This window comes from Pseudomonas cedrina subsp. cedrina, assembly GCF_001983175.1.
GTDB lineage: Bacteria > Pseudomonadota > Gammaproteobacteria > Pseudomonadales > Pseudomonadaceae > Aquipseudomonas > Aquipseudomonas cedrina.
In genome coordinates this window covers 74,959-90,960 of record NZ_MNPW01000006.1, presented here as the reverse complement: position 1 = coordinate 90,960, position 16,002 = coordinate 74,959, and the positions used below count along the sequence as shown (strand labels likewise).

The 16,002-nt window shown below is 60.9% G+C and carries 17 protein-coding genes and 1 other RNA gene; 11 read left to right on the top strand and 7 right to left on the bottom strand.

The features are described 5' to 3' along the window. The first annotated feature begins 50 nt into the window (after positions 1–50). Positions 51–716, top strand: a complete 666-nt coding sequence (locus BLL36_RS13735) for a gamma-glutamylcyclotransferase (RefSeq protein ID WP_076951971.1) — start codon at positions 51–53, stop codon at positions 714–716. Here the strand turns inward: BLL36_RS13735 and glpT are convergent. Beyond that, a complete protein-coding gene (gene glpT, locus BLL36_RS13730; RefSeq protein ID WP_076951970.1) occupies positions 700–2,037 on the bottom strand; it encodes a glycerol-3-phosphate transporter in 1,338 nt (445 codons plus the stop codon). The two genes, BLL36_RS13735 and glpT, sit on opposite strands and share 17 nt — an antisense overlap. Before the next feature lie 292 nt (positions 2,038–2,329). Continuing rightward, positions 2,330–3,307 carry an NADPH:quinone oxidoreductase family protein gene (locus BLL36_RS13725; protein ID WP_076951969.1) on the bottom strand — a complete coding sequence of 326 codons (978 nt, stop codon included), beginning with the start codon at positions 3,305–3,307 and terminating at the stop codon, positions 2,330–2,332. A gap of 150 nt (positions 3,308–3,457) precedes the next feature. Between BLL36_RS13725 and BLL36_RS13720 the strand changes: the two genes are divergently transcribed. Next, the gene (locus BLL36_RS13720; protein WP_076951968.1) at positions 3,458–3,865 is read left to right on the top strand and encodes a flagellar basal body-associated protein FliL; all 408 of its coding nucleotides are present in this window, start codon (positions 3,458–3,460) and stop codon (positions 3,863–3,865) included. A gap of 702 nt (positions 3,866–4,567) precedes the next feature. Here the strand turns inward: BLL36_RS13720 and BLL36_RS13715 are convergent. Then, complete coding sequence (locus BLL36_RS13715) at positions 4,568–5,017, bottom strand: EVE domain-containing protein (RefSeq protein WP_076951967.1); 450 nt, start codon at positions 5,015–5,017, stop codon at positions 4,568–4,570. Positions 5,018–5,212: 195 nt separating this feature from the next. Between BLL36_RS13715 and BLL36_RS31035 the strand changes: the two genes are divergently transcribed. Further along, the gene (locus BLL36_RS31035; protein ID WP_005792392.1) at positions 5,213–5,359 is read left to right on the top strand and encodes a hypothetical protein; all 147 of its coding nucleotides are present in this window, start codon (positions 5,213–5,215) and stop codon (positions 5,357–5,359) included. A 7-nt stretch (positions 5,360–5,366) separates the two neighbouring features. On the opposite strand, the gene BLL36_RS13710 is transcribed toward BLL36_RS31035, so the two are convergent. The 4 genes from BLL36_RS13710 to BLL36_RS13695 form a co-directional block, all read right to left on the bottom strand. Beyond that, positions 5,367–5,996 carry a 5-formyltetrahydrofolate cyclo-ligase gene (locus BLL36_RS13710; protein WP_076951966.1) on the bottom strand — a complete coding sequence of 210 codons (630 nt, stop codon included), beginning with the start codon at positions 5,994–5,996 and terminating at the stop codon, positions 5,367–5,369. Between the two features lie 56 nt (positions 5,997–6,052). Then, positions 6,053–6,231: non-coding RNA, 6S RNA (gene ssrS, locus BLL36_RS13705), on the bottom strand. Positions 6,232–6,261: 30 nt separating this feature from the next. Continuing rightward, positions 6,262–6,579, bottom strand: a complete 318-nt coding sequence (locus BLL36_RS13700; protein ID WP_010207385.1) for a cell division protein ZapA — start codon at positions 6,577–6,579, stop codon at positions 6,262–6,264. Further along, the gene (locus BLL36_RS13695) at positions 6,576–6,785 is read right to left on the bottom strand and encodes a TIGR02449 family protein (RefSeq protein WP_007982902.1); all 210 of its coding nucleotides are present in this window, start codon (positions 6,783–6,785) and stop codon (positions 6,576–6,578) included. Before BLL36_RS13695 ends, BLL36_RS13700 begins: the two co-directional genes overlap by 4 nt. A 138-nt stretch (positions 6,786–6,923) precedes the next feature. Between BLL36_RS13695 and BLL36_RS13690 the strand changes: the two genes are divergently transcribed. The 8 genes from BLL36_RS13690 (at position 6,924) to gcvT (ending at position 15,957) form a co-directional block, all read left to right on the top strand. Next, positions 6,924–7,481, top strand: coding sequence for a YecA/YgfB family protein (locus BLL36_RS13690; RefSeq protein ID WP_076951965.1), 558 nt, complete (start codon positions 6,924–6,926; stop codon positions 7,479–7,481). Positions 7,482–7,501: 20 nt separating this feature from the next. Continuing rightward, a complete protein-coding gene (gene pepP, locus BLL36_RS13685; RefSeq protein ID WP_076951964.1) occupies positions 7,502–8,824 on the top strand; it encodes a Xaa-Pro aminopeptidase in 1,323 nt (440 codons plus the stop codon). Next, positions 8,821–10,008 (top strand): 2-octaprenyl-6-methoxyphenyl hydroxylase, encoded by a 1,188-nt coding sequence (gene ubiH, locus BLL36_RS13680; protein WP_076951963.1) that lies wholly within the window; start codon positions 8,821–8,823, stop codon positions 10,006–10,008. Before pepP ends, ubiH begins: the two co-directional genes overlap by 4 nt. Next, the gene (locus tag BLL36_RS13675; protein ID WP_076951962.1) at positions 10,001–10,486 is read left to right on the top strand and encodes a DUF4442 domain-containing protein; all 486 of its coding nucleotides are present in this window, start codon (positions 10,001–10,003) and stop codon (positions 10,484–10,486) included. Before ubiH ends, BLL36_RS13675 begins: the two co-directional genes overlap by 8 nt. 10 nt (positions 10,487–10,496) lie before the next feature. Further along, positions 10,497–11,714, top strand: coding sequence for a 2-octaprenyl-3-methyl-6-methoxy-1,4-benzoquinol hydroxylase (locus tag BLL36_RS13670; protein WP_165448095.1), 1,218 nt, complete (start codon positions 10,497–10,499; stop codon positions 11,712–11,714). 221 nt (positions 11,715–11,935) lie between these two features. After that, on the top strand, positions 11,936–12,940 hold the full coding sequence (locus BLL36_RS13665) for an extracellular solute-binding protein (protein WP_076951960.1): 1,005 nt from the start codon (positions 11,936–11,938) through the stop codon (positions 12,938–12,940). 163 nt (positions 12,941–13,103) lie between these two features. Next, positions 13,104–14,720, top strand: coding sequence for an ABC transporter permease (locus tag BLL36_RS13660; protein WP_076951959.1), 1,617 nt, complete (start codon positions 13,104–13,106; stop codon positions 14,718–14,720). Between the two features lie 154 nt (positions 14,721–14,874). Next, on the top strand, positions 14,875–15,957 hold the full coding sequence (gene gcvT / locus BLL36_RS13655; protein WP_076951958.1) for a glycine cleavage system aminomethyltransferase GcvT: 1,083 nt from the start codon (positions 14,875–14,877) through the stop codon (positions 15,955–15,957). Positions 15,958–16,002 lie beyond the last annotated feature (45 nt).

Here is a 16,002-nt window from a genome sequence, read left to right as displayed (position 1 = left end):
CGATAAAGTTTGCTTACACGGGTAACACAGGAGGCGCACCGCTTTTCGCCATGACCGCCATTGAAACCGATCTTCTGCAATTGGCTTACCCTCCGCGCCTCGATCTGGGGCCGCAACTCACGCACGAACAATTGATGAGCTCAATGCAAGCCACCATGGCTCGGCATAAGGGTGGGCCGGTCTGGCTATTTGCGTATGGTTCACTGATCTGGCGCCCCGAATGTTCGTCAACCGAGCGGGTGCGGGGGCGGGTTCATGGCTATCACCGGGGGCTTTACCTGTGGTCCCATGAGCATCGGGGCACGCCGGAAATTCCGGGTCTGGTCTTCGGCCTGGATCGCGGCGGCTCGTGCAGCGGGTTTGCCTACCGTTTGCCTGAAGACCAGTTGGAAGCGTCGCTCTACGCTTTGTGGCAGCGCGAAATGCCGTATCCGTCCTACCGGCCGCACTGGCTCAGTTGCCGTCTGGAAGATGGCACTACGGTGCAGGCGTTGGGGTTTGTATTAGAGCGGCACTTGCCCAGCTACGCCGGTAACTTGCCCGATATCGTGCTCAACCATGTGTTGCAAAGTGCTTGCGGGCGTTACGGCACTACCCGCGATTATGTCGAGCAGACCGTCAACGCCCTGCGTAGCCACGCCATGCCAGATAAAAACCTGGAGGCGCGGCTCAAGCGTTGTGCAAAGGGTTGCGCAGGGATTAACGCGCCGAGCTGACGCTGTTGGTGTGCCACAGCGTTGGGATCAGGAAAGCGATTGCCAGTACGCACGCGCCAATCAGCAGCACAAAACCGCCGTCCCAGCCGAAATGGTCCACGGTGTAGCCCATGGCCGCGCTGGCTGCCACAGAACCACCCAGATAACCGAACAGACCGGTGAAACCCGCGGCAGTGCCGGCGGCTTTCTTCGGTGCCAATTCCAGCGCCTGCAGGCCAATCAGCATCACCGGGCCGTAGATCAGGAAACCGATGGAAACCAGCGCGATCATGTCGACCATCGGGTTGCCCGGCGGATTGAGCCAGTACACCAGCGTCGCCACGGTCACCAGGGCCATGAACACGATGCCGGTCAGGCCACGGTTGCCACGGAAAATCTTGTCCGACATCCAGCCGCACAGCAGCGTGCCCGGGATGCCTGCCCATTCATAAAAGAAGTAAGCCCAGGACGACTTGTCGACCGTGAAATGCTTGGCTTCTTTCAAGTAGGTCGGTGCCCAGTCCAGCACGCCGTAGCGCAGCAGGTAGACGAACACGTTGGCGAAGGCGATGTACCACAGCATTTTGTTATGCAGTACATACTTGACGAAGATTTCCTTGGCGCTGAATTCGTCTTCGTGGCTGGCGTCGTAGCCTTCCGGATAATCGTTCTTGTATTTCTCGATCGGCGGCAGGCCGACCGATTGCGGGGTATCGCGCATGGTGATGAAGGCAAACGCCGCGACCGCCAACGCCACCGTGGCCGGCACATAGAACGCTGCATGCCAGTCGTTGAACCAGGCCATGCCCAGCAGGAACAGCGGGCCGATCAGGCCGCCGCCGACGTTGTGCGCCACGTTCCACACCGACACCACGCCGCCGCGTTCTTTCTGCGACCACCAGTGCACCATGGTCCGCCCGCTCGGCGGCCAGCCCATGCCTTGGGCCCAGCCGTTGATGAACAGCAAAATGAACATCATGGTCACGCTGGACGTCGCCCAGGGTGCGAAACCGAAAATGAACATCACCCCGGCGGACACCAGCAGGCCGAAGGGCAGGAAGTAGCGTGGGTTGGAGCGGTCGGACACCAGGCCCATGAGGAACTTGGACAGGCCGTAGGCAATCGCGATGGCCGACATCGCCAGGCCCAGTTCGCCGCGGGTGTACCCCTCGTCGATCAGGTAGGGCATGGCCAGGGAGAAGTTCTTGCGCAGCAGGTAGTACCCGGCGTAACCGAAGAAGATACCGGCGAAGATCTGCCAGCGCAGGCGTCGGTAGGTGCTGTCTATTTTTTCTTCAGGCAGGGGCGCCTGGTGGGCGGCAGGACGAAAGAAAGCAAACATTCAAGAGCTCCAGATTTCTTGTTTTGACTGCGGATGCGAATGTTACAGTTTCGTTACCGAAAATAGCATCGCCCCTTATCTGCAAACACAGGAAATGAGCGCAATTGCATGTTCTTTAATGAACATGTCGCGGATAGATAAATAGTGGTCGTGACTGAAGCTCAGGATCGCTAAAAGATCAATGTGGGAGCTGGCTTGCCTGCGATAGCGGTGGGTCAGCCAACACACATGGCGCTGATAGACCGCTATCGCAGGCAAGCCAGCTCCCACACTGTCCGTATTTCAAAATCAACTAGCGGATTTGGACGACCACCTTACCGACAGCCTTGCGCTGGCCGAGGTCATTGATCGCCTGGGCCGCCTGCTCCAGCGGATACACCTGCGACACCAACGGCTTGAGCTTGCCGTCGGCATACCAGCCAAACAACTGCTGAAAATTCGCCGCATTGTCCTGCGGCTGACGCTGGGCAAATGATCCCCAGAACACCCCAACCACCGCCGCGCCCTTGAGCAGCGCCAAGTTCACCGGCAGCTCGGGAATGCGCCCGCTGGCGAACCCCACCACCAGCAGGCGGCCGTTCCAGGCGATGGCGCGCACGGCCTGGTCAAACAAGTCGCCGCCCACCGGGTCGTAGATTACATCGGCACCGTTGCCGTCGGTGAGTCGCTTGATCTCGTCTTTCAGGCTGGCTTCGCTGTAGTTGATCAGCTCATCCGCGCCGGCGGCCTTGGCCACTGCAAGCTTGTCGGCACTGCTGGCGGCCGCAATCACTCGCGCGCCCATGGCTTTGCCGATTTCCACCGCGGCCAGGCCCACGCCACCGGAGGCGCCGAGTACCAGCAGGGTTTCGCCGGGTTGCAGGTTGGCTCGCTGTTTCAGCGCGTGCATGGACGTGCCGTAGGTCATGCTGAATGCGGCAGCGGTATTGAAGTCCATGCTCGGCGGGATCGGCAGCACGTTGTAGCCCGGCACCGCCACCTGCTCGGCAAAGCTGCCCCAACCGGTCAGTGCCATGACCCGGTCACCGACTTTCAGGTGGCTGACCTTCTCACCCACTTCACTGACCACGCCTGCCGCTTCGCCACCCGGTGAAAACGGGAAGGGCGGCTTGAACTGGTATTTGCCCTCGATAATCAAGGTGTCCGGGAAGTTGACGCCGGCGGCATGCACGTCCAGCAGGATTTCATTCTTCTTGATCGTAGGGCTCGCGATCTCTTCCAGCACCAGGGTTTCGGCGGGGCCGAAGGCTTTGCACAGCACAGCTTTCATCGGACTATTCCTTTTGGCGTCGTGGCCGATAAGTGTAGGAGGGCCAGGCCGTGGGTCAACGAGCATGCCCAGGCCTGATAAGCCGCCATAAGCTTGTGCTCTGCCTTGCTAGCGTTATGCTACCCGGCAACCGAATGTGAGGAATGAACTGTGAAAGCGTGGATCCTGTTGATGCTGGCCCTGACCTTGCCGATGGCAGCCCAGGCCGAAGAAGCCAAAGAGGGCGAGGCGCCGAAGGTCAGCTATATCAGCCTGAGCCCGCCGTTCGTGGGTAACTATGGCCTGGATGGCACGGCAAAACTAAAGGTATTCAAGGCCGACATCGCCCTGCGCGTGACCGGCACCGAAGCCGCCGCCGCGGTCAAAGCCAACGACGCGTTGATCCGTAACCAGCTGGTGGCGCTGTTCACCCAGCAGACCAGCGAGGCGATGAGCACTGTCGAAGGGAAGGAGAAACTGCGTCAGGAAGCCCTCAAGCAGACTCAGCAAGTTATGAATGACGAGACCGGCAAGCCGGTGGTGGAAGACTTGTTGTTCAATAACTTAATTATTCAGTAAATGCAGTTTGACGAAGCCTGCGGCTGGGTCGCCCAGCCGCAGGAAATAGTGTTTCATTTAATAGGTAGGGTGACAACTTTTCGAACTACTACACTCGGTCCGTTCGGCAAGTATTGGAATATGAAATCACAGGTATAGGATCTTGAAGTCGATTCGACGCTTGAATCCCAACGCATCCATTGGTTTATCGCTGCCGGGAATACGACTAGGGGTGACAAGTCAGGTACCGTAATTTGGAATCGCGACGACTCGGGTTTATAACTTGCCTGAAGGTAGTATCTTAAGGTTCTGAATAAGACGAGCGGGGATCCAGGAGCAGTAAAAAAATACTCGCATTCCATGCGGCCTGTGTATCCCCATGCTGGGTACGGGCCTTCTACCACAATTTTAGTCGGCGTGGTGGTTGGGGGGGTGCGATAATGTCGTCAGTGGTTTCAACCATGTTTTGATCCGGTTCTGGAATTTCAGTCATGACGAGTCTCCTTTATGTTGACGATAAGTTGCCAGGTTCCTCATATTTCCTTGGCAACGTGCTGTGTCGTCAGTAGACCTCGTGACAAGTAAAGCTACTACTGTGATAGCTGACAGGGCTTTATATTATTTTTTCCGGATTTTTAATGTCTTTATCGCTGTGGGTTTCAACCACTTGTCTCAGGTGCAAGGCTCTTTCCGCTCCGCGCCACTATTGGAGGTCACACCAAGTTAAAGAAGGCCGATGATCGCCGACCACTGGTCGGCTGTAACGCGCATAACTGATAGCCGGCTGCCTTTTTGCATCAGAGGCATCTCGGCGAGTGCAGTTTGCTGCTTCAGGTAGCCCAGGCCCAGCACTTTGGAAAAGGTTTGCACGTGTACGACGTTGATCGCGCTCCACGGATTCTTTTCCGGCGTGGCCTTGGCATCGAAGTAGTGGCTGTCCGGTTCCAGAGCGGTGGGATCCGGATAGGCCGCCTCGATGATTTTGCCGATGCCGGCAATACCTGGCTCGGGGCAACTGGAGTGGTAGAAGAAGAATTCATCCCCTACCGCCATGGCCCTTAGAAAGTTGCGCGCCTGATAGTTGCGCACCCCGTCCCAGCGGGCCTCGCCCAGCTTTTCAAGGTCGTTGATCGAGAGCTCGTCGGGCTCGGATTTCATCAGCCAGTAGGCCATTTTCGGGCTCCTGAAAAAGGCAGTGGGCAAGTTGTCGGGCAATATGATGACAAACCGACAGTCGGTTGGCGCCAAGGTTTGCGTGTTGGTTCACGTTACCGCAGAATGCCGGCTTTTAAAGCTTGACGCAGCTGCAACGGACTACATTGGAACGTTGTTGTCATCGTGTACGAGGTGCCTGAAGGGGGGCAATCGATGCAACGTAAACCGGATTTACTATGGATTTTGGTTATTTTGTTTGGTCTGGGCGTCGTGACCACCGGGTATGCGCAAAGCTTGTGGTCCAATAAGGCCGATGCGCCTGTAGAACTGTCACCCGTGCAACAGCAATTCAAGCGCTGACACGGCTTCAAGGCGCCGCTGATTCCAGTGGCGTTTCTGCGATATACCACTGCTTATCCGTGACGGTGCCAGCCAGCGGCACATCCCAACTTGCCTGCACCAGTCGCTCGACCTTCTGGCATTCATGGGCCAGGCCCAGCAGCGTCGGCTTGCGCCAGCTCCGGCGGCGCGCCAGGTAAGCCAGGCTGCGATCGTAAAACCCGCCGCCCATGCCCAGCCGTCCACCGGCATCGTCGAACCCCACCAACGGCAGCAGCACCAGGTCCAGCGCCCACACCTTGCGTTGGCGGCTGATATTCACCCGAGGCTCCAGGATGCGAAAGCGGTTGGGCAGCAGCTTTTCCCCAGGCCTTACGCGTTGGAACACCATCTTGGTCCGTGGCCAGGCGCTGAGTACCGGCAGGTAGGTGGCCTTGCCACGGCGCTGGGCGGCGCGCAGCAGCAGGCGCGGATCGATTTCACCGTCCGTCGGCAGATACAAGGAAATATGTTTGGCCCGGCGAAACAGCGGGTGCTGTGCCAGTTGCCGGTACAGGCCTTGAGAGGCCTTGCGCTGCTCGCTCGGCGTGAGGGCGCGGCGGGCGTTGCGCAACATGCGTCGAAGTTGCGGACGGGAGAGCGGCGCAGGTTCGGTCATGGTTTTGGCTCATAAAACAATGCCAGTCCGAGGACTGGCATTGAGTTTGGGAATTCAGGCTCCCCGACAGAACCGCTGTCGACTTAGCCCTTGAACCCGAAAGTTCAAGGTGGAAGAAGCAGTAGGCTTTAAGGCTTTCCGTCTAGCGGACATGCACACCAGCCCAACGTGCAACTTCCAGGGTAGTGCGAATCGGCTCCGGGACATCGCCGACTGGCAAGCACGCCAGGGAGTGAGGCGAGTATACCTTAAACAGTCGCGGCAATCAGCCCTTGGGTGCGTCCGAATCGCTGGAAAGCACCAGATCAACCCGCTCAAGCAGGTCACGCACTTGCTCACGCGTCGAGCCGCTGGCCTGCACGTCAGGGCGTTCCTGCTTATGCAGCAGGTCGTGGGTAATATTCAGTGCGGCCATCACGGCGATGCGGTCGGCGCCGATTACTTTGCCGCTGCTGCGGATTTCACGCATCTTGCCATCCAGGTAGCGGGCGGCGCTCACCAGGTTGCTGCGCTCTTCCTGGGGGCAGATGATCGAATACTCTTTATCGAGGATCTGCACGGTGACGCTATTGCTTGAACTCATGAGTCTTGCTCCAGGGCCTTCAGGCGCGAAATCATCGATTCGACCTTACGCCGGGCGATTTCGTTTTTTTCAATGAGGTGAGCGCGTTCCTCGCGCCAGGTCTTTTCCTGAGCTAATAGGAGTCCGTTTTGACTCTTTAGTTGCTCGACCCGGGTAATTAGCAATTCGAGTCTGGCCATCAGCGCTTGCAGGTCGGTGTCTTCCATTGGGTTCCACTGGATTTGTCTGATGAATGGCAACTGCAGGATAAACGATCTGACGCCCTTGATAGTCTTGGTACGTCTGCCGGTGCTAGGATACAGCGCTCCATTCTAGACATTGCGCCGTCTGGCGCCTAGCTCACCATGCCTATTCAGAACTCCCCGTACGACGCTTTTTCCAAACTGCTGAGCACCAGCGGCCACCCTTGCTCGCCTGCCGAACTGCACGGCGTGTTGCTGGGCCGCAGCTGCACCGGCGTTGGCTTTGATGCCGACAATTGGCTGGCCGACGTGGCCGAGCTGCTGGAGACCGAACCCACCGAAAACGTGCGTAATGCGCTGATCGGCCTGCAGGAAATGGTCAAAGGCGAGCTCACAGGTGATGACGTCACCGTGGTCCTGCTGCTGCCCACCGACGACGCCCCGCTCACCGAGCGTGCCGCGGCCCTGGGCCAATGGTGCCAAGGCTTTCTCCACGGTTTTGGCGTCAACGCCGGCGGCCTGGAACTGAGCACCGACGCCAAGGAAGTGTTGCAGGACCTGGCCGCCATCTCCCAGGTGCAGGATGCCCTGGAAGAATCCGAAGACGGCGAAGGCGACTACATGGAAGTAATGGAATACCTGCGCGTCGCGCCGTTGCTGCTGTTCACCGAGACCCGCAAGTCCGCTGAACCTGCTGCGCCCAAGCCGTCGCTGCACTGAAAAAGGAAGCCCGTCTGCCCATGATCCATATCCCCAGAGCGGAATACACGCGGCGCCGCAAGGCGCTGATGGCGCAGATGGAACCCAACAGCATCGCGATCCTGCCGGCCGCCGCCGTGGCGATCCGCAACCGTGACGTCGAGCATGTGTACCGCCAGGACAGCGATTTCCAGTACCTGAGCGGTTTCCCCGAGCCCTCGGCGGTGATCGTGCTGATGCCCGGTCGCCAGCACGGCGAGTACGTGCTGTTCTGCCGCGAGCGCAATGCCGAACGCGAACTGTGGGACGGCCTGCGCGCCGGCACCGAAGGCGCAGTGCGTGACTTTGGCGCCGACGATGCCTTCCCCATCACCGATATCGACGACATCCTGCCCGGCCTGATCGAAGGCCGCGACCGGGTGTATTCGGCCATGGGCAGCAACGCGGAGTTCGATCGGCACCTGATGGAATGGATCAACGTGATCCGCTCCAAAGCGCACCTGGGTGCGCAGCCGCCCAACGAATTCGTTGCCCTGGATCATCTGCTCCACGACATGCGCCTGTATAAATCGGCGGCGGAGCTGAAGGTAATGCGCGAGGCCGCGCGGATCTCTTGCGCTGCCCATGTACGGGCGATGCAGGCCAGCCGCGTCGGTTTGCACGAATTCAGCCTGGAAGCCGAGCTGGATTACGAGTTCCGTAAAGGCGGCGCTAAAATGCCGGCCTATGGTTCGATCGTCGCGGCGGGGCGCAACAGCTGCATCCTGCATTACCAGCGCAATGACGCGCTGCTCAAGGACGGTGACCTGGTGCTGATCGACGCCGGTTGCGAAATCGACTGTTACGCCAGCGACATCACTCGCACCTGGCCGGTGAATGGCAAATTTTCGCCCGAACAGAAGGCGATCTATGAAATCGTGCTGGCTTCCCAGGAAGCCGCCTTTGCCCAGATCGGCCCCGGCAAGCACTGGAACCAGGCCCATGAAGCGACCGTGCAAGTCATCACCGCCGGGTTGGTGAGACTTGGGCTGCTGCAAGGTGACGTCGATGAGCTGGTCGCCAGCGAAGCCTATAAAACCTTCTATATGCACCGCGCCGGGCACTGGCTGGGCATGGACGTGCATGATGTGGGCGACTACAAAGTGGGCGGTGAATGGCGTGTGCTGGAAGTCGGCATGGCGTTGACCGTGGAGCCGGGCATCTACATCTCGCCGGACAACCTGAACGTGGCAAAGAAATGGCGTGGCATTGGCGTACGCATCGAGGACGACGTGGTGGTGACCAAGCAAGGCTGTGAAATCCTGACCGGCGGCGTGCCCAAGACCGTCGCCGAGATCGAAGCTCTCATGGCGGCTGCCCGATGAGCCGGGTCAACCTGGCGATCATCGGTGGCGGCCTGGTGGGCGCCAGCCTGGCGCTGGCGTTGCAGGCAGGGGCCAAGGCGCGGGGCTGGAAGATCATGCTGATCGAACCCTTTGCACCGGGCGACAGCTACCAGCCGAGCTACGATGCGCGCTCTTCGGCGCTGTCCTTTGGTGCCCGGCAGATCTATCAGCGCCTGGGCCTGTGGCAGGATATTTCCCGCCGCGCCGAGCCGATCAAGCAAATCCACGTGTCCGACCGTGGGCGTTTCTCCACCGCGCGTCTGTCTGCCATGGAGGAGGGCGTGCCGGCCCTCGGTTATGTAGTGGAAAACGCCTGGCTGGGCCAATGCCTGTGGCAAGGCCTGGACAGGGACGTGGTCAGTTGGCGCTGCCCGGCGGAAGTCACGCGCATGGAGCCGCTGCCGGATGGCTACCGCCTCACGCTCAACGATGAAACCGTGCTGGACTGCGACCTCGCGGTGCTGGCCGACGGCGGCCGCTCCGGCCTGCGCGAACAACTGGGCATTGGCGTGAAGACCCGCCCGTATAACCAGAGCGCGTTGATCGCCAACATCACCCCGAGCGAAGCCCATAACGGCGAAGCGTTCGAGCGTTTCACCGATGAGGGCCCGATGGCCTTGCTGCCGCTGCCGGACAACCGCTGCGCGCTGGTGTGGACGCGCATCGGCATGGACGCCCAGCGCCTGGCCAACCTGGATGAACGTAGCTTCTTGAAGGAATTGCAGGACGTGTTCGGTTACCGCCTGGGCACCCTGAAGCAAGTCGGCGCCCGTCACCTGTATCCGCTGACCTTGGTGCAAGCCGAGGAGCAAGTGCGCTCGCACCTGGCGATCCTGGGCAATGCGGCCCACAGCCTGCACCCGATTGCCGGGCAGGGCTTCAATTTGTCCCTGCGCGATGCGAATGCCTTGGCCGAAGCCTTGCTGGCCGGGCCGACGGTGCCCGGCGACCTGGCGACCTTGCAGGCCTATCGGGAGCGCCAGCGCATGGACCAAAAGCTGACCGTGGGGTTTTCCGACCAGGTCACACGCCTGTTCGGCAGTGCGCAACCGTTGGTCGCGATGGGCCGCAACATGGGCCTGCTGGGCCTGGACCTGCTGCCGCCGGCCAAACGCTGGTTCGCTCGTCAGGCCATGGGCCTGGGCACGCGTCCCGATGCGTAAGTGGCTGATCGAGCGCCTGGGCAAGGCGCGGTTGTTGCGTTGGGTCATGACCCTGTACCCGCCGTACCTGGGCGCGGGGGTCAGCGTGCAGCACATGAGCGCCGACTTTCGCCACGTCAAGGTGCGCATGGGCCTGGGCTGGTACAACCGCAATTATGTCGGCACGCAGTTCGGTGGCAGCCTGTATTCAATGGTCGACCCGTTCTACATGCTGATGCTGATGGAGAACCTGGGCCGCGACTACATCGTGTGGGACAAGGCGGCGAGTATCGACTTCATCTCGCCGGGCAAGGGCCCGGTGTTCGCCGAATTTTTCATCGACGAGGCCTTGCTCGATGAGGTGCGTCGACAGACCGAAGGGGGCGACAAATATTTGCCTCATCTTGAGGTCCAGATCCATGACGGCTCCGGCACCTTGGTGGCGCGGGTCGACAAAACCCTTTACGTGCGGCGCAAGCCGCCAGTGAGACAGGCTTAAAAGCATGGACATGCGCGCAGATGTGCTGATTGTCGGGGCCGGAATGGTCGGAAGCGCCCTGGCGCTGGCGTTGCAGGGCAGCGGCCTGCAGGTGCTGCTGCTCGACGGCAGCCCGCTGAGTGTCGCGCCGTACGACCGCGATGGCGCCTTTGAACCACGGGTTAGCGCCTTGTCGGCCGCCAGCCAGCGCATCCTCGAACGCCTGGGCGTGTGGGACGGCATCGTGGCGCGCCGCGCCAGCCCTTACGGCCAGATGCAGGTGTGGGACGGCAGCGGCACTGGGCAGATCCACTTTTCGGCGGCCAGCGTGCATGCAGAAGTGCTGGGGCATATCGTCGAGAATCGTGTGGTCCAGGATGCCCTGCTTGAGCGCTTGCACGATTGCGATCTGGGCCTTCTGGCCAACGCACGCCTGGAGCAGATGCGCCGTTCCGGCGATGAATGGCTGCTGACCTTGGCCGATGGCCGCAAGTTACGCGCACCGCTGGTAGTGGCTGCCGATGGCGCCCACTCCGCCGTGCGCCGCCTGACCGGCACCGCGACCCGCGAATGGGATTATCTGCATAACGCCATTGTCACCAGCGTACGCACTAGCCAGCCGCACCAGCGCACGGCATGGCAACGTTTTACCGACACCGGCCCGCTGGCCTTTTTGCCGCTGGTGCGGGACGGGCAGGAAGATTGGTGCTCGATTGTCTGGTCGACCACCCCCGCCGAGTCCGAACGCCTGATGGCGCTGGAGGACGAACACTTCTGCCGTGAACTGGAGCGCGCCTTCGAAGGGCGGCTCGGTACGGTGCTAAGCGCCGACCCACGCGTCTGTGTACCGTTGCGCCAGCGTCACGCCAAACGCTACGTGGCCGAAGGTCTGGCGTTGATCGGCGACGCGGCTCACGTCATCCATCCCTTGGCGGGGCAGGGCGTGAACCTGGGGTTCCTCGATGCTGCGGTGCTGGCCGAAGTGCTGCTGGCCGCGACCGAGCGCGGTGAGCGCCTGGCGGATTTGAAAGTGCTGAGCCGCTACGAACGCCGACGCATGCCGCACAACCTGGCGCTGATGGCGGCGATGGAAGGTTTCGAGCGGCTGTTCCAGGCCGACCCATTGCCGCTGCGCTGGTTGCGCAATGCCGGCCTGAAAATGGTCGACCAGATGCCCGAAGCCAAGGCCGTGTTCGTGCGCCAGGCGCTGGGCCTGACCGGCGACCTCCCGGAACTCGCCAAGCCCTGACTTGAAATATGGTTCCCTGTGGGAGCGGGCTTGCTCGCGAAAGCGGTTTATCAGCCGAAGATGTATCGACTGACACGACGCTTTCGCGAGCAAGCCCGCTCCCACATGGGAAATTGTCGCCTGTCCAATTGTCGTGCAACATCTGGTAACGCCTCCAGCAAGCGTTACCAAATGTGAGTCCCTATCATTTGCGCTCACTTTGCAAATGAGAGACCGCACCCATGTTGGCACCCAAGCGCCTCCTGACTGTCCTGGCACTTACCCTGATCGGCAGCACCACCGTGCAGGCCGCCGACGAAGTGGTGGTCTACTCCTCACGCATCGACGAACTGATCAAGCCGGTATTCGACGCCTATACCCAAAAGACCGGCGTGCAGGTGAAGTTCATCACCGACAAGGAAGCCCCGCTGATGCAGCGCATCAAGGCCGAGGGCGAAAACGCCACCGCCGACCTGCTGCTCACCGTTGACGCCGGCAACCTCTGGCAGGCGGAGCAAATGGGCATCCTGCAGCCGTTCACCTCCGCAGTCATCGACAAGAACATCCCCCTGCAATATCGCTCCTCAAAGCATGCCTGGACCGGCCTGAGCCTGCGCGCGCGGACCATCGCCTATTCCACCGAGCGGGTAAAACCGGGCGACCTCACGACTTACGAAGCCCTGGCCGACAAGCAGTGGGAAGGCCGCCTGTGCCTGCGCACGGCGAAAAAAGTCTACAACCAGTCGCTGACCGCCACCCTGATCGAAACCCATGGCGCTGCCAGGACCGAAGAAATCGTCAAGGGTTGGGTCAACAACCTGTCCACCGACGTGTTCTCGGATGACGTGGCCGTGCTTGAAGCCATCAATGCCGGGCAGTGCGACGTGGGCATCGTCAACACCTACTACTACGGACGCCTGCACAAGCAGAAGCCGGACCTGCCGGTGAAGCTGTTCTGGCCGAACCAGGGCGACCGTGGCGTGCACGTGAACCTGTCGGGCATCGGCCTGACCAAGCACGCGCCGCATCCGGAAGCGGCCAAGGCGCTGGTGGAGTGGATGACCACGCCTGAGGCGCAGAAGATCTTTGCCGATGTGAACCAGGAATTCCCGGCCAACCCGGCGGTAGCGCCCTCGGCCGAAGTGGCGACCTGGGGCAAGTTCGTGGCGGACACCTTACCGGTGGAAGTGGCGGGCAAGCGCCAGGCTGAGGCGATTCGCTTGATGGATCGTGCGGGCTGGAACTAAGCTCGGTCTCAACAGCACAGCAGATCAAATGTGGGAGCTGGCTTGCCTGCGATAGCATCACCTGGGTATCACTGATACACCGAGGTGTCTGTATCGCAGGCAAGCCAGCTCCCACATTGGGTAGCGATGGCTTCAAAATCCTTATTTTTCTGAGAGCTTTTCCTTGGCCCACCCCGCCCAACGCCGCTGGTACCTGCCGGTCTTCACCGTCGCTGCCTTGGTGCTGCTGCCGCTGAGCGTGCTGTTGCTGTCCTGGCAAACCATCGACGTGCAAATCTGGTCCCACCTGTGGGAAACCCAGATGCCGCGCCTGCTGGGCAATACCCTGACCCTGATGTTGGGCGTCGGTGCCGGTGTGACCTTATTGGGCGTCAGCCTGGCCTGGCTGACCAGCCTTTGCGAATTTCCCGGCCGGCGCTGGCTGGACTGGGCGTTGATGTTGCCGTTCGCGATTCCAGCCTACGTGCTGGCGTTTGTGTTTGTCGGCCTGCTGGACTTCGCAGGGCCCGTACAGACCTTGTTGCGTGAATGGTTCGGCACCGGCTTGAGGCTGCCCCGGGTGCGTTCCACCAGCGGCGTGATCATCGTGTTGGTGTTGGTGTTCTATCCCTATGTTTATCTATTGGCGCGCACGGCGTTCCTGGCCCAGGGCAAAGGCTTGATGGAAGCGGCACGGGTGCTGGGACAATCGCCATGGCGGGCGTTCTGGCACGTGGCCCTGCCCATGGCGCGGCCGGCGATTGGGGCCGGGGTGGCCTTGGCATTGATGGAGACCTTGGCGGATTTTGGTGCGGTCTCGGTGTTCAACTTCGATACCTTTACCACCGCCATTTACAAAACCTGGTACGGCTTCTTCAGTCTGTCCAGCGCAGCCCAGTTGGCCAGCTTGCTGCTACTGGTGGTGATGCTGGTGTTGTATGGCGAGCGACGCGCCCGGGGCGCCAGCCGACCGAGCAACGAGCGGCCGCGTGGCACAGCGCTGTACCACCTGCGCGGGTTCAAGGCGGCAGCGGCCAGCAGTTGGTGTGGGTTGGTATTCGCCTGTGCCTTCGTCATTCCGGTGCTGCAACTGATTGCCTGGTTCTGGCAGCGCGGCCGCTTCGATCTGGATGAGCGTTATTGCGGCCTGATCATCCACACCCTGTACCTCGGCGGCATCGCAGCCTTGATCACCGTCAGCGTCGCGCTGGTACTGGCCTTCGCCAACCGCCTGGCGCCGACACGCGCGATCCGCTCCGGCATCAGCCTGGCTAACGTGGGTTACGCCTTGCCGGGCTCGGTGCTCGCCGTGTCAATCATGCTGGCCTTCAGCTACCTGGACCGTGAACTGGTCGTGCCGCTGTCCGGCTGGCTCGGCGGTGCGGGCAAGCCCTTGCTGCTGGGCAGCCTGTCGGCGTTGGTGCTGGCGTACCTGGTGCGTTTCCTGGCGGTGGCCTATGGGCCATTGGAAAACAGCCTGGCGCGCATTCGTCCGTCCTTGCCGGAAGCTGCGCGCAGTCTCGGCGTAAGCGGTCCGCGACTGTTTTGCAAAGTGTATCTGCCGTTGCTGCTGCCTGGGACCTTGAGCGCAGCACTGCTGGTGTTTGTCGATGTGCTCAAGGAAATGCCGGCCACCTTGCTGATGCGCCCGTTCGGGTGGGACACGCTGGCGGTGCGGATCTTTGAAATGACCAGCGAAGGCGAGTGGGCACGGGCTTCCTTGCCGGCGTTGACCCTGGTGTTGGTGGGCCTGTTGCCGGTGGTCGGGCTGATCCGACGCTCCGCCAGGCCAATCGGTTAGGTGCCAGTCCTACGGCTTGCGGCTACAATGCGCGGCATTCGGTGCGGTCCGTCGTTCGGATCGAGTCGCTGGGCGTAGCTGCGGGCCTTGTTATTCAGGCGTTTGGCACGAACGGCATGCTGCGCACCTTCGCCACGCCCGGAAGGAGAAACCCATGGGACAGCGTACGCCTCTGTATGACCTGCATCTCGCCCTCGGCGCGAAAATGGTCGATTTTGGCGGTTGGGATATGCCTCTGCACTACGGCTCGCAAGTTGAAGAGCACCATCAGGTGCGACGCGACTGCGGGGTGTTTGATGTATCCCATATGACCGTGATCGATGTCACCGGCCCCCAGGCCAAGGAATGGCTACAGCGCCTGCTGGCCAATGATGTCGAGCGCCTGCAAGACTGCGGCCGTGCGCTGTACAGCGCAATGCTCAATGAAAAGGGCGGCGTAGTGGACGACATGATCGTCTACCGCACCGAGGCCGCTTATCGCCTGGTGGTCAATGCCGCCACCCGCGACCAGGACATGGCCTGGATGCATGCGCAATTGGGCACCTACCAGGTGCAACTGCAGGAACGGTCCGAGTTGGCCATGTTGGCCATTCAAGGTCCCCATGCCCGGCAGAAGATCGCCGAGCTGGTCACCCAGTCCCGAGGCACGCTGATTCATCAGCTCAAACCCTTCGAAGGCCAGGCTGATGGCGATTGGTTTATCGCGCGCACGGGTTACACCGGCGAAGATGGCCTGGAGATTGTCTTGCCGGCCGACCAGGCGCCGGGGTTTTTCAACGACCTGGTGGGCGCCGGTATTTCCCCCATCGGCCTCGGCGCCCGCGATACCTTGCGCCTGGAAGCGGGTATGAACCTGTACGGCCAGGATATCCACCAAGAGGTTTCGCCCTTGGCTTCAAACATGGCCTGGAGCATCGCCTGGGAGCCTGCCGAACGTGATTTCATTGGGCGCGCTGCGCTGGAAGCGGAAAAAACGGCGGGTGTGCAATTCAAACTGGTCGGGCTGGTGCTGGAAGAACGCGGGGTTTTACGCGCTCACCAAGTGGTTCGTATCGCCAATATTGGCGAAGGGGAGATCACCAGTGGTAGTTTCTCTCCTACGCTGAGCAAATCCATCGCCCTGGCGCGTGTACCGACGGCAACCGCCGATCGGGCCGAAGTGGAAATCCGCGGCAAGTGGTACCCGGTTCGAGTGGTCAAACCGACCTTCGTGCGCCATGGAAAAACCTTGATCTAACCTTTCCGGCAGGCCAATGGCCGCTGACACTTTTTCTTGAGGACA